The 13,001-nt window shown below is 42.4% G+C and carries 10 protein-coding genes; 7 read left to right on the forward strand and 3 right to left on the reverse strand.

Annotated features, from left to right (window positions below):
* The first annotated feature begins 91 nt into the window (after positions 1-91).
* From BCU91_RS04610 to BCU91_RS04635, 6 genes are all read left to right on the forward strand, one after another.
* Complete coding sequence (locus BCU91_RS04610; protein WP_102520291.1) at positions 92-1,246, forward strand: BamA/TamA family outer membrane protein; 1,155 nt, start codon at positions 92-94, stop codon at positions 1,244-1,246.
* Between the two features lie 32 nt (positions 1,247-1,278).
* The gene (locus BCU91_RS04615) at positions 1,279-2,145 is read left to right on the forward strand and encodes a hypothetical protein (protein WP_347230776.1); all 867 of its coding nucleotides are present in this window, start codon (positions 1,279-1,281) and stop codon (positions 2,143-2,145) included.
* A gap of 383 nt (positions 2,146-2,528) precedes the next feature.
* Entirely contained in the window at positions 2,529-4,364 is a 1,836-nt protein-coding gene (locus BCU91_RS04620) for a GGDEF domain-containing protein (RefSeq protein ID WP_102530977.1), read from the forward strand.
* 296 nt (positions 4,365-4,660) lie between these two features.
* Positions 4,661-5,512 carry an HAD-IIB family hydrolase gene (locus BCU91_RS04625; RefSeq protein ID WP_102530978.1) on the forward strand — a complete coding sequence of 284 codons (852 nt, stop codon included), beginning with the start codon at positions 4,661-4,663 and terminating at the stop codon, positions 5,510-5,512.
* A 1-nt stretch (position 5,513) separates the two neighbouring features.
* Positions 5,514-6,734, forward strand: a complete 1,221-nt coding sequence (locus BCU91_RS04630) for a glycosyl transferase (protein ID WP_102530979.1) — start codon at positions 5,514-5,516, stop codon at positions 6,732-6,734.
* A 62-nt stretch (positions 6,735-6,796) separates the two neighbouring features.
* Positions 6,797-8,539 carry a sugar phosphorylase gene (locus BCU91_RS04635; RefSeq protein WP_102530992.1) on the forward strand — a complete coding sequence of 581 codons (1,743 nt, stop codon included), beginning with the start codon at positions 6,797-6,799 and terminating at the stop codon, positions 8,537-8,539.
* A 129-nt stretch (positions 8,540-8,668) separates the two neighbouring features.
* Here the strand turns inward: BCU91_RS04635 and BCU91_RS04640 are convergent, their stop codons facing one another.
* Positions 8,669-10,123, reverse strand: a complete 1,455-nt coding sequence (locus BCU91_RS04640; protein WP_102530980.1) for a methyl-accepting chemotaxis protein — start codon at positions 10,121-10,123, stop codon at positions 8,669-8,671.
* Between the two features lie 578 nt (positions 10,124-10,701).
* On the opposite strand from BCU91_RS04640, the gene BCU91_RS04645 reads away from it, so the two are divergent.
* Positions 10,702-11,043 (forward strand): DUF4870 domain-containing protein, encoded by a 342-nt coding sequence (locus BCU91_RS04645; RefSeq protein ID WP_102530981.1) that lies wholly within the window; start codon positions 10,702-10,704, stop codon positions 11,041-11,043.
* Between the two features lie 75 nt (positions 11,044-11,118).
* Here BCU91_RS04645 and BCU91_RS04650 read toward each other — a convergent pair whose 3' ends face one another.
* Both BCU91_RS04650 and BCU91_RS04655 read right to left on the reverse strand, forming a co-directional pair.
* The gene (locus tag BCU91_RS04650; RefSeq protein ID WP_102439401.1) at positions 11,119-11,655 is read right to left on the reverse strand and encodes a response regulator; all 537 of its coding nucleotides are present in this window, start codon (positions 11,653-11,655) and stop codon (positions 11,119-11,121) included.
* 11 nt (positions 11,656-11,666) lie between these two features.
* Positions 11,667-12,947, reverse strand: coding sequence for an ATP-binding protein (locus BCU91_RS04655; protein ID WP_347230777.1), 1,281 nt, complete (start codon positions 12,945-12,947; stop codon positions 11,667-11,669).
* Positions 12,948-13,001: the final 54 nt, after the last annotated feature.

Raw genomic sequence — 13,001 nt, forward strand, 5'->3', positions numbered from 1 at the left:
CTCAAACTCTGTTAAAATGCACTCGGCAAGTCAATTGGCTGCATACAAGGTGTTTATTAACTCCCTATTCCCATCATTAATTAGAGTTGTTATGAAACGGATTTTATTCCTAGTATTTATGGCGTTTTCTAACGCAAGCGTCGCAGTAGAACCTTTATTTGAAACGCCAGAAGATATGCAGCCGACATGGGTTGATGATATTTTGTCAGTCTTTGGCGCCGATGGTGAGTTTGATGACACTAAAGCCATCGATATGAGCTATTTACCCACCGCTTATTACACCCCCGAGAAAAAGTTTGGCTTAGGTTTGTTAATGGTGGGGTTATATAAAACTGATGGCGCAGCGGCAGAGGAGCAGCCGTCATCGTTAGTACTGAACTCATTTGTATCGATGAATAATTCTTACGGCGTTGAAGTGGAAAACATGACGTTTTTCAATCAAGGAAAGCAACGTTTATTGCTGCAATTAGAATTGCATAACGAAGCGGCGGTTTATTATGGCCAAGGTATCGAGCAAGGTAATATCGATGCAAATCACCATGAGTTTGAAGAGCAGCTTTATAGTTTTAAGCCACGGTGGATGACCGAAGTTGCCAGCAACTATTTTATTGGTGTTGGCGCAGATTTTATTTATGCCAGTGCTGAAAACTTAGCCTTAGTTGAGCCTGAAATGGCCGTAGATGCGACTGAAACATTGCCGAATAATTTTAGTTCAGGCGTGGTCGTCACCAGTATTTACGACTCGCGGGATTACCGTTTAAATGCCACTAAAGGTTGGTTGTTTCAAGTGGATGCCGGCCTGTATCAAAACGATCAATCATCGTCATTTTCAACTTACAATGTCGAGTTAGCCAATTACATTGATTTAAGCTCTATGTCTGCGCCAGGATTAATCGCTTGGCAACTGCAAGGGCACTTTACTGATGGCGATGTACCTTGGAATTTACTGCCAGATCTAGGTGGCTCTAACGCCATGCGCGGTTATATCAAAGGGCGTTACCGTGACGAGCAAATGATGATGGGCCAAGTTGAGTATCGATTACCGATTTTTCAGCGTTATGGCATGGTTTTTTGGGGCGCGGTGGGCAGCGTTGCGCCTAAAGTGAGCCAATTATCTGATGAGTTAATGACATCCTATGGCACCGGTTTTCGCTTCAATATAAAAGACAATATTAATCTGCGTTTTGATGTGGGTGTGGGTGAAAATGAAACTAACTTCTATCTTAATGTGAATGAAGTTTTTTAATTTACTGTTTGACGTATCAATAACAGGCGAGCATGAATAACACAATTTCTGAATTGCATATAAGCACCACAAGATGGCGAACTTTGGCTAACTCATTGGCCATGTCATTGGCGCTGTCATCTAAGTCAGTGGCTATGTCATTGGTGATGCTCGCCATACTGTATGCGGCAGCTGCTAGTGATGCATTGGCCAATGAAGCCATCGTCAAAGATGCCCTTGCTAGTGAATCTCTTGCTAATGAAACAGACCAGCAATGCAGCCGTAATGCTCATTACAGCATTTATCTTAATGGGATACACACTGGCGAAATGACCAGAACTGAGCATTGGCAAGGCAAATCAGCGGTAGTAACGTCAAACAGTGAAGCCAGTATTTTAGGCATTGGCACCCAATATCAGCAGCGGGCAGAACTGTCTTGGTCTGATGCAACTAATGAATGGTTAACGGATGAGTTTCATCAACAAGTGTCAGGATTTCGCTCACGGGATATGCAAGTCACTTTTGATGACGCAGGGCGACAGTCGCGGGTCGATATTGATGGCGATGTGGATACCTATGTGTCAAAAGAACTCCCTTTGCGCGATGTGGATACCTTGGCGATTCAAATTCGGGAGCATTTATTACAAGGTCGGCAGCAATTCGCCTTAGTAAGGCAAGCCTCTGATGGCATCGAGCCCTACCAGTTTTATGTGCAGCAAAAGCAAACGGTTACACTTGCACCTTGGGGGGAGGTAACCTTGATCCCCGTGGAGCAAACTGGCGATGAAGATGTCACCTACTATTTTGCTGCAGATATGGATTATCAACTGATTAAAGCCCGCTATCACGGCATTATCCTCAAAGGGTTAATTGAACTCGACAGCTACTCTTCATCGTGCGAACCAAGCTCTGTTAAATAACGCCAATTTACAGCATTAAAATCGTTATTTTTGACTATTTTTATGGCAAAAAATAATTTGTGATGGCTGTTATCGGCCTCACAAAACGATTCTCGCAAACTCAGATAATTCATCTCAAGCATTAGCCAATGCTAAGTAAACCCAGACTCTATTCATCGTTAACTCTTGCTGTTATGCCTAGTGCATTTTTTTAGGGCTTATCAGGTTTAAGTTACTTGTGTATCAGTTCTGTCAGTCTATTTGTGTCAATTTGTAGGTAGTTGTGAGTTTTGTTGCGAAGCCATTCCATATTACGCCTAAGTCGATATACTACAAAAGTGCTATTTAGCTAACGAAAAATGGATTGTTTGTAGATGAGAAGATTTATCCCATGGCTGTGCAGTATGCTTTTTTTAGCAAGCTTGAGTGCTGTTGCCAATGATGCTTTCCTCAAATTAGAACAATCAATTAAAGGGCTTTCTGCTGCAGAATCGATTGCGTTATTAGACCAATTTGATCTTACAGGCAGCAACTTTGATGCTGAATCTCAAGCAAAGTATTATTTTGTTTATGGCCAGCAGTACGAAAAAACTCGCCAGTTGGAATTAGCTATAGCCAGTTATGATAAAGGTATCGCGCTGGTTAGCTCTTTGGCGGTGACTGATATCTTAATTGATAGCTACTTAGAGCGCTCCTTTGCTAAATATCTCCAAACTAACGATCCTGCGGTTTACTGTGAAGATAGAACACTCGCGCTCCATTATGCTCGTCAGCATAACAACTCAGAATTACTCGCTAAGACATTAACTCAAAATGCTTTTTGTTATACAGAGCCTACTACGGTTCAACAGGGCATTGATTTATTAAGCGAAGCGCTGACAGTCGTTGATAAAAGTAGTGCGCTAAACTTAAACCGTAAAGCTTTGATTTATAATGCGACAGGTAATCTTTATCGGCGTGTGGGATTACATCTACAAGGGTATGAAAACTTTGAAAAAGCCTACCTGACTTGGCAGCGTATTAATGACAAAGAAGACATGTTCAATATGCAACACAATATGCTTAGCGAGGCATTAAAGCTAGGGGATTGGGATAAAGCTCAGAAAAGCCTGACGGTGCAGTTCACTTTGGCCAATGAAGCTAAAGATTACAAAGATTTATTATTTTTCGCGCATCTAAATAGCGGCCGCGTGGCGCTAAGAATGAATGATTTTCCCCTTGCTATTGAGCATTTAGAAAAAGCGGTTGCATTACACCACACTTCCAAAGAAAGTTATTTTAAAACCAGCAATTACTTATATCTGGCGTTAGCTTATTTAAGAATTGGTGATGCAGTAAAAGCGGCTGAAATGGCGCGCGCATTCAAACAAGATAAACACTTTAGTCAAAACCAGCAAAGCATGATTTTACAGGCCGATGCCATAATTGCGATGGATGAGGCTAAGCCCATTGAGGCCGTTAATACGCTGCTTGATGTCATTGATTTAGAAAGGGAGGCGCACCAAAGCGTCATTAGCAACCAAGTTATCATTTCTGCGCTTGGTCATAATGACCAATTGGTCAATTTTGAAAATCAATTACTGGCGAATAGGCTTGCTATTAATGAATTAAACTTGGTAGCAGTTGAAGATAAAGAGCGTATTTATCAGCTTAATCTGATGCTACTTTTTGTTTCTGCTGTGGTGTTATTAACCTTGATTATTTTCCTATTGCTCTCGCGGCGATCGTTAAAATTTCGTGCAGAAATTGACTTTCTTACCGGGCTTTATAATCGTGGCCAAACCTTTACCCAAGGTCAGAGCCTCGTTGAAAAAGCGGCAAAAAAGCAGCAACCTTTGGCAGTGATCCTGTTTGATATTGATAACTTCAAAACCATTAATGACACTTATGGGCATCATGTGGGCGATCTTGCGCTAAAATCGCTGTCAAAAAGAGTAAAAGCCTTATTAAAAAACAGTGACTTGATAGGTAGGATCGGCGGTGAAGAGTTTTTGATAGTGTTACCCAATACTAATATGGATCAAGCCTTTGCGATATCAGAGCGTTTGCGTCACGGCATAGCATCTCGAGCGTTTCACTTTGACGATATTAGTCTTGATTTAACGGTGAGCATGGGAGTGGTAAATAATATTGATAGCACTAAGTCATTATTTTATTTAGCAAAAATAGCAGATGAAGCACTGTACCGAGCTAAATATGCAGGTAAAAATAAAGTGCACCTTGCTGCTGAGTGCGCATAACCCTTACCAAAAACAGCTTGGCTAATGCAGTCCTATTAGCAAGTGTAATTAGCTAACCTTTAACGCTCTCTTTGCACTGTAATGGTGCAAAGTTTGTTTCAAAATCCTGCATTTATGATCCATTTCTGTGTTTTTTTTAATGTGTTCTTTCCCTTCGGATAAATTATTTAATCAATAAATTCAGTGTCTAATGTTTAGTTTCTAACCATTTTAGTGCAAAGCGCCAAAAGCTGGCATGTAACCTGAAACATTTTTAGGCAGTTGAATAATTGTTTAGGTAATGGAAGGGAATAAATATGACCACAAGACCGCTAATATTTACAGACATGGACGGTACTTTACTTGATCACTTTGATTACAGTTTCTCCAGCGCAATAGCGGTAATTGAAGGATTAAATGAAAAGCAAATTCCTATTATCCCTAATACCAGTAAAACGTTTGCCGAAATGGAAAAGTTTCAGCAAACCATTGGTTTTAACTCACCGTTTATTTCAGAAAATGGCGCAGTGATCTACATTCCCATTGGTTACTTTGACACTCAGCCTCAAGACACCTTTACCCAAGGGTATTATTGGGTAAAAGAATTTTGTGAGCCAAGAAGCCATTGGTTAACCTTACTGGAAACCGAGGCCAAAGCATTTGCAGAAGATTACCTTGGTTTTTCATCTCTGACAGCCGAAGAGCTTTGTGAGCTAACGGATTTAACCCCAGAAAAAGCCACACTGGCCTTGGTAAGGCATTACTCTGAGCCGTTATTGTGGACCGGTGATGACACTCGAAAGCAAGCCTTTATGGCCCATATGAATAGCCTAGGCGCGAATATGCTCCAAGGCGGGCGTTTCTTACATGTTGGCGGCCATACAGATAAAGGCCGCGCCATGGACTGGTTAGCCCAGCAATATGCCAATGCTTATCAAACCAGCGTGCAAACCATTGCCCTCGGTGACAGTGGTAACGACAGCGCCATGCTAGAGGCGGCTGATATTGCCATTCAAATTAAATCTCCCACTCATACTTTTCCAAAAATCGATACCACATCAACACCGATTCAAAGTAGCCAATACGGCCCTAAAGGCTGGGCAGAATGCCTAGAAGCTTTGTTTTTAAACCCAAATTCTTCAACATCATTGAAGCTTGAGGAGGCATAACATGGCTGACTTTTACCAAAATGGCATAGTGACTACCCTACATAATCTGACCCAGCGTACCCATGAAGAGATGGAGCAGGACTTACTTAAATTTGCTAAAACGCGGCCGTTAGGGCTGATTTTACCTTCGCTGTATTCAGAGCTAGAGGGTGAAGCCTTACCTGCAATTATTAGTAAATTAAAAGACGTGCCTTACTTAAATGAAATTGTGATTGGGCTTGATAGGGCCGATAAAGAGCAATATAAACAGGCGCTGGGTTTTTTTAATCAGCTGCCACAACACCATAGAGTACTTTGGAATGACGGCCCCAGACTGCAAGCCCTTGATGCTAAATTAAGTGAGTTGGGCCTTGCGCCGAAAGAGCTCGGTAAAGGCCGTAACGTTTGGTACTGCATGGGTTATATTTTGGCGTCCGGCAAAACGGAATCAGTGGCACTGCATGATTGCGATATTGTCACCTATGAAAAATCCCTGCTGGCAAGATTGTTATATCCGGTGGCCAATCCACAGTTTAATTACGAGTTCAGTAAAGGTTTTTATGCCCGTATGTCCAATGGCAAAATCAATGGCCGCGTGTCTCGGTTACTGGTCACGCCATTGATTAAAGCCTTACAAAGAGTGGTGGGTCATAATGAATATTTAGAATATATGGACAGCTTTCGTTATCCATTAGCGGGTGAGTTTTCATTTAGACGCGATGTATTAAATGACTTACGTATTCCCAGTGATTGGGGCTTAGAGATTGGTGTACTGAGTGAGATGCACCGTAACTATGCCCACAACCGTATTTGTCAGGTGGATATAGCTGATAATTACGATCATAAGCATCAAGATTTATCGTTAGACAATGCTGAAGCGGGTTTATCAAAAATGTCGATTGATATCACCAAGGCGTTTTATCGTAAATTGGCTACCCAAGGGGAAACCTTTAGTACCGAAGCCTTTAGAACGCTAAAAGCCACCTACTATCGTATCGCTCTCGATTATGTTGAAACTTACCATAATGATGCGCTAATGAACGGACTCACCACCGATATCCACACTGAAGAAAAAGCCGTAGAAATGTTTGCCCAAAACATAGTGACTGCTGGGCAGCGCTTTCTTGATAACCCAATGGAAACCCCTTTTATGCCCACATGGAGCCGAGTGATTAGCGCTATGCCTGATGTTCTTGAGCAGCTCAAAGACGCCGTTGAGGCTGATAATGCAGAGTTTATGTAATCATGAGTGAGATTTTAGGATACCAGCGACAAGGGCAAACTCGCAGGTTTGAAGAGGTCAAAATGGCAGACATTAATGCACTTAAGCAAAAGCTAATTCAGCAGCTTGGTTGTATTTATCAAGATATCGCTTTAGCTGTTTCAGTGGATGAGCTTGCTGAGCAATTGATTAGCACCATGAATATTAGTGTCGATAGTGATGCGCCGCATCCCTATGCCAATCATTGGTCAGAGCAAGATGTCATCATGATCACCTATGGCGACAGCATTATTCAAGCAGGGCAAAAACCGTTATCCATTCTCGCAGAGTTTATGGATAACTACCTTGAGTGCATCAATGGGGTGCATATCTTGCCATTTTTTCCCTATAGTTCGGATGATGGCTTTGCAGTGATTGATTACTCAAGTGTCAATGATGCTTTAGGTGATTGGTCTGATATTGAAGTGATTGCCAACAAGCGCAGATTAATGTCTGATTTAGTGATCAATCACTGCTCTAGCCGTAGTGCTTGGTTTCAAAACTTCATTAAAGGCGAAGGCGTCGGCCATGATTATTTTTTTACCGCAGAGCCTGAAGATGATTTATCTGCCGTTGTGCGGCCACGTACATCAGCGTTATTAAGACCCACAGATACCGCTAAAGGCCTGCAGCATGTGTGGTGCACCTTTAGTCATGACCAAGTGGATTTTGACTTTAGAAACCCGCAAGTGCTACTAGAGTTTGTGAGGATTATCAGGCAATACCTTGATGCAGGCGTGAATATTTTCCGCTTAGATGCAGTGGCGTTTTTATGGAAAATTGTCGGTACTAAATCGATTAACCTAGTGCAAACCCATGAAGTGATTAGATTACTACGCACCCTGATTGAGCATGCCCAACATAATGCCGTGGTGATAACCGAAACCAATATTCCCAATACCCAAAACCTAACCTATTTTGGTAACGCTAACGAAGCCCATTGTATCTATAACTTTTCGTTGCCGCCGTTACTGATTAATACCTTGATCACTGGCAGTTGTTTGTACCTTAAACGTTGGCAGATGAGTATGCCGCCTGCACAGGATGGCACCACTTACTTTAACTTTATCGCCTCCCATGATGGGGTGGGGTTAAGACCTGCTGAAGGCTTATTGGATGAGGATGAAATTAACACCCTAGTGGAAACCATGGTGTTATTTGGCGGTAAAATATCAAGCCGTACCTCTGAAGATGGTCAGCAAAAGCCCTATGAGATGAACATTGCTCTAATTGATGCCTTACAAGGCACTGTGCAGGGTAAAGATCAGTTTGGCCTCGAACGCTTTAGCTGTGCTCACGCGATTATGTTGGGGCTTGAGGGCATACCGGGCATTTATATCCATAGCTTATTAGGCACTGGCAACGATTATGAAAAGCTGGCAAACACTTCCCATAACCGGGCGATTAACCGTCACCGCTGGGATTATGAAGAGTTAAGTCGATTATTGGCAGATGATAATACTCACCACAGCAAGGTACTGGCATCATTAACTAAGCTGATTAGCCTGCGTACCCGGCAGCGGGCGTTTAACCCTAATGCGACCCAGTTTACTTTGCATCTTGGGTTACAGTTATTTGGTTTTTGGCGTCAAAGCCGTGATAGACGACAAAGCATTTTCTGTATCAGTAATATTACCGATCAAGTGATGGAACTGCCGTTGGCTGAACTGAATTTAATTGCAACAGAGACTTGGTTTGATCTTATTGATGGTGAGGTGATTGCAGACATTAACGCTATGATGTTACTTGAACCCTATCAAACGGTGTGGATCAGTAACCTGGCTTAGTTTTAAAAAAAACAACAGCTTGAAAAATAAGCAGTTGAGAAGGTAAACCGCTTAACATCAATAGCCTAAAGCAAGGGGGGATTTTGCTTTAGGCTAGCTGTGTATATCGTTGTTATTCAGCTTTAAAGGTTATTTTTTAGCTAAAGTATACAGCTTTAAAATACCTTCCAAGCCATTAGAAGAATCATTCAAGTTAGTGGCGATACTGACCGAGCGCTGGGCACTATCCTTGATGGTTTCTGCTTGGCCTCGAATATCCCTTAGCTGGCCAGCAATATCTCGCGCTGCCGCACTTTGCTCCTCTGATGAGGTTGCTATTTGGCTACTCATATCAAACACATGGCTAATAGAGCCAACCATTTGATCCACATCGTTACCGACAGACTCAATGGCATTACGGCCTTTATCTGCCTGCGCCACAATATCGGTGGTGATGTGCGAAAGAGTATTAGTGTCTTGCTGCAGTCCCTCAATCATGGTTTGAATTTCAACCGTGGCTTGCTGGGTGCGACTGGCTAAGGTGCGCACTTCATCAGCAACCACGGCAAAGCCTCGACCTTGCTCACCGGCGCGAGCCGCTTCAATAGCAGCATTTAGGGCTAACAGGTTGGTTTGTTCTGAAATGCTGTTAATGGTGGTGACCACAGCGCCGATATTAGCGGCGGCGGTAGATAACTCAGCGACAGAGCTTGAGGCTTCTGAAATTCTGCCTGTTAAGGTGCTAATACGGGTAACGGCTTCAGTAATTTGCACCTGGCTGTTATTAGCTTGGGCTGAGTTGAGCTGAGTCTGCTCAGAGGTATTCGAGGCATTGTGGGATACTTCCTCAATGGCTGCGGTCATTTGCGCCATAGCAACTGATACCGTATCTAAAAAATCATGTTGGTACTGGGTTAACTGCTCACTTTGTTGCGCCTGTTGATTAAACTCAACCGCAGCACCAGCTAGTGTTTCAGCATTAACTGCAATGGCTGACACCATTTCACTCATATTATCGGCGCTGCGATCAATTTCACGGGCAATAACACTGAAATCATCGCTACCAAAAAAATTCAGTCGCTGGCTTAAATCACCGTCTGCAAGGCGCTTAATGGCAATATACATATCCCACAGGCCGCCACCAAGGGAGGTCGAGATCCAATAGCAAACCAGATATAAGGGCAATAAGCTCAATAAGGCTATCATCATTATGTTTTTAGTAGCTGATTTTGCTGCCATTTCAATTTGGGTGACATTAATAGTGGTTACAAGTGCTTGATTGCCAACCGCAGCACTGACGGTAATGTTATCGCCGCTACGTTTGGCGGCGCTCATATAACCCACAGACGCATTTATTTGTCGGGCAAAGTCAGCAAGTGCATCGTCTGATAAGTTTTGAGCCTTGGCACTGTTTGCGTAAGCATCAATGGTTGTTTGGGCAAATTGCTGTGATGACTGGCTTATTTGGCTATTGCTATTAAGGTAATTTGTCAGTGCTATAGCTGCGGTAAAAAAGGTGACTAGGGTACAAATAACCCAAAATTTACCATTTAGGCTCAGCTTAATTAGTACGGCATCGACTTTGCGAAAACTAATTTGTTTCATTTGAAATCCTCGGCGTAAGCCTTAGTCTTGGTAAGTAACTGATATAAAAGGAATAGCTTTAAAATAAATTGACGCTAATCCCAGTGTTAAATGATTGGCGTTATTTGCCTTATTGTTAAAAGACCGCCGCATACAAACATATCGGCAATTGGCGGTAAAAGTTTAATGGTAATCTTGTTTATATCCGAGGCAAAACAGAGGGCAAAATTGGCGAGACAATTAGCTTTAAAGATAAATTAAGCGCTTATATTTAGGGCGTTTATTTTATTATGTTGGGTTAAATTTGCTAGTTTGACTTATTGTCAGTGGCGCTGCTTATATTTTAAACAGAGTTTATTAGCTACTTTGTCGCAAGCTGTCATTAGGCCGCAAAAATAATTATAAATACAGGTACAGGTGAAAGTACAAATAGTGAAGGATAACTATTCTAAGCCAGGTATGGATATCGATGACATCCTGTCAGACCTTCATTGCTGTTTTCATGCACTTTTTTTAATTTTTTAAATACCATTAAACTCATACACCAATCATGTAGCCAGCTTCACAGTGCTCATTGAATGTGTATAAAGGAATTATCCATGAGCCAAGACACGGAATTAGTCATCAATGAAATTACCCAAGATGCGAAAAATATGGCGCGACTATGTTGGGTTGGCACCTTGTTTTTCGGCTTCATTCCGGCGCTGGTATTGTTGTTTGTGAAACAAGATGATGACTATATCCAAGCACAATCAAAAGAGGCGTTGAATTGGTTTCTCACTGGTGTCGTTGGTTATAGCATTGGGTTTATGCTTTTCTTTAGCTTAATGGGAGTCATGCTTACTTTAGTATTGGCTATCAGTCATTTGGTCTTTTGTACCATAGGCGCTTTAGCCACCTCCAAAGGCGACAGTTTCCGCGTGCCCTTAGCCTGCGATTAATTAAGTAAACTGAAGTCAAATCCCATGGTGACAGTTTTAGGGGCTGAAAAATGTATATAGCAGCCACTAGGGCCTTTATCGCGTGTCAGTAATGGGCTTTTTCAGTAATTTACGTTGCAGCGTTCTTCTGTGCATCCCCAATAGCCTTGCCGTGGCAGAAATGTTGCCATTATTGGCGGTCAGAACCTGTTGAATATGCTCCCACTCTAGTAGCTTGGGCGAAATCGGCTGCTCAGACAATAACGGCTCATTTTGCTCATTGGGGCTAACATTGAGGGCGTTTAATAAGGTTTGGGTATCAACGGGTTTGGCTAAGTAATTGTCGGCACCTAATCTGATGGCTTCAACTGCAGTGGCAATACTGGCGTAGCCCGTTAGTAATACGATTAATGCGTTAGGCAGGTATTGGCGCAGCGGGGTGATTAACGCTAAACCATTCTTATCGGCCAATTTCATGTCTAATAAAATATGACTCGGTGCATGCTGGCGGGCTTTTAATAAGCTTTGCTCCGCACTGTTACATTGCACGCAGTTAAACCCATGACGGCTTAAGCGGCTGGCGAGCACGGCGGCTAAGGCGCTATCATCTTCAATAATGAGTAAGTTATTCATACCTAATAAGCCTATTTTTCTATGGGTAAGGTTACAGTGGCAATCATGCCTTGCTCTGGGTTGGGTTGTAGGGTTAGTTTGCCGCCTAAGCGCTCAAAACTGGCATGGCTTAATAACACTGCAATCCCTAAGCCTTTGGGGCTTTCAATCATTTTATGGCCAAGTTTTTCCAGCAAACTTTCAGACATACCTTCACCAAAATCGTAAATGCCAATGCTTAGCCCAACTTGTTTATCTAAGGTGATTTTTATCGCTACTTTTTGGGTTTGAATATTTTCCTGACTGGCTCTGGCGGCATTTTCAATTAATGCCAATAATGCCGGTAATAGACTCATATCGGTGAGAATTTCTACTCGGTCAGCGTTGTCAGCCAGGGTTAAAGACAGCTGAATTTCAGGCATGAGTAAATTAACTTGCTCTTGCAGGCTACTGGTTAAATTATTCACGGTTTGCGAGTGCATTTTTTCCGATCGAATAGACTCGGTGGCCTGCCTTAAATCTGTTAGGCTTTTCTCGCAGCGATTCAGCGCCTTATTCATTTCAAGCTGTAAGTGACCCGCTTGATTATCTTCGCCAAGCTCTTCTAATAATAGCCTTAAAGTGGCCAGTGGCGTAGCCAATTGGTGAGCCATTTGTGCTGATACTGTGCCCAGCGCCAATAGCTTTTCTTGGCGCATTTGCGCTTCGCGCAAGTAATGTAATTGGGCGTTTTTTTGGCGAATTTTTTTAGCAATAAACGCCACCGTGGTGGTGAGTACTAATGCTGAAATAACAAAGTTAAACCACATGCCTAAGTAGTGGGAACTCATGTCCATACCATGGTGCATGCTGTGATCGGGTTGAGTAAAAATCATCGCACTGTAGGCGGCGGTAGAAATAAGCGCCAAACACCAAGGGGCCCATTGTGGCAACATGACAGCAGCGATGGCGATAGGCAATAAAAGCAATGAAATAAAGGCATTAGCTGAGCCACCAGTACAATACAGCCATATAATCCAAAATAGGGTATCTAGCAATAAGGTGGCAAACAATAATTGGTTTTGGTTAATGGCGTAACGAACGCGAAAGCCAATAGCGACATAGACAGCTTCAACAGCAAGAATAAAGTTGAGTTCCATTGGTGGGGCGGTTAAGCCAAATAACTGAGTCGTAAATAAGATCAAGCCTATTTTTAATAGCCAATAAATGAGCCGTAATGCGGATAGTTGTGCTGTTGGCGTGCCCATTAAAGCCGCTGATTTTGCGACGTTATTATTGTGGATTTTATTATTATTGATTTGATTATTGGTCACGTTGTTATTGTTTACCTTTTTTATTTTTAGTGGGGTAAATAACTTGGTATAAGT

It is taken from the genome of Shewanella sp. 10N.286.52.B9 (assembly GCF_002873635.1).
In the GTDB taxonomy this organism is placed as follows: Bacteria; Pseudomonadota; Gammaproteobacteria; order Enterobacterales; family Shewanellaceae; genus Shewanella.

What these genes read in the sequence shown, in the direction of transcription:
- BCU91_RS04635 (WP_102530992.1), top strand. Translation starts at nt 6,797, where the DNA reads ATGGCAGACATTAATGCACTTAAGCAAAAGCTAATTCAGCAGCTTGGT.
- BCU91_RS04615 (WP_347230776.1), top strand. Translation starts at nt 1,279, where the DNA reads ATGAATAACACAATTTCTGAATTGCATATAAGCACCACAAGATGGCGA.
- BCU91_RS04620 (WP_102530977.1), top strand. Translation starts at nt 2,529, where the DNA reads ATGCTTTTTTTAGCAAGCTTGAGTGCTGTTGCCAATGATGCTTTCCTC.
- BCU91_RS04630 (WP_102530979.1), top strand. Translation starts at nt 5,514, where the DNA reads ATGGCTGACTTTTACCAAAATGGCATAGTGACTACCCTACATAATCTG.
- BCU91_RS04640 (WP_102530980.1), bottom strand. Translation starts at nt 10,123, where the DNA reads ATGAAACAAATTAGTTTTCGCAAAGTCGATGCCGTACTAATTAAGCTG.
- BCU91_RS04610 (WP_102520291.1), top strand. Translation starts at nt 92, where the DNA reads ATGAAACGGATTTTATTCCTAGTATTTATGGCGTTTTCTAACGCAAGC.
- BCU91_RS04650 (WP_102439401.1), bottom strand. Translation starts at nt 11,655, where the DNA reads ATGAATAACTTACTCATTATTGAAGATGATAGCGCCTTAGCCGCCGTG.
- BCU91_RS04645 (WP_102530981.1), top strand. Translation starts at nt 10,702, where the DNA reads ATGAGCCAAGACACGGAATTAGTCATCAATGAAATTACCCAAGATGCG.
- BCU91_RS04625 (WP_102530978.1), top strand. Translation starts at nt 4,661, where the DNA reads ATGACCACAAGACCGCTAATATTTACAGACATGGACGGTACTTTACTT.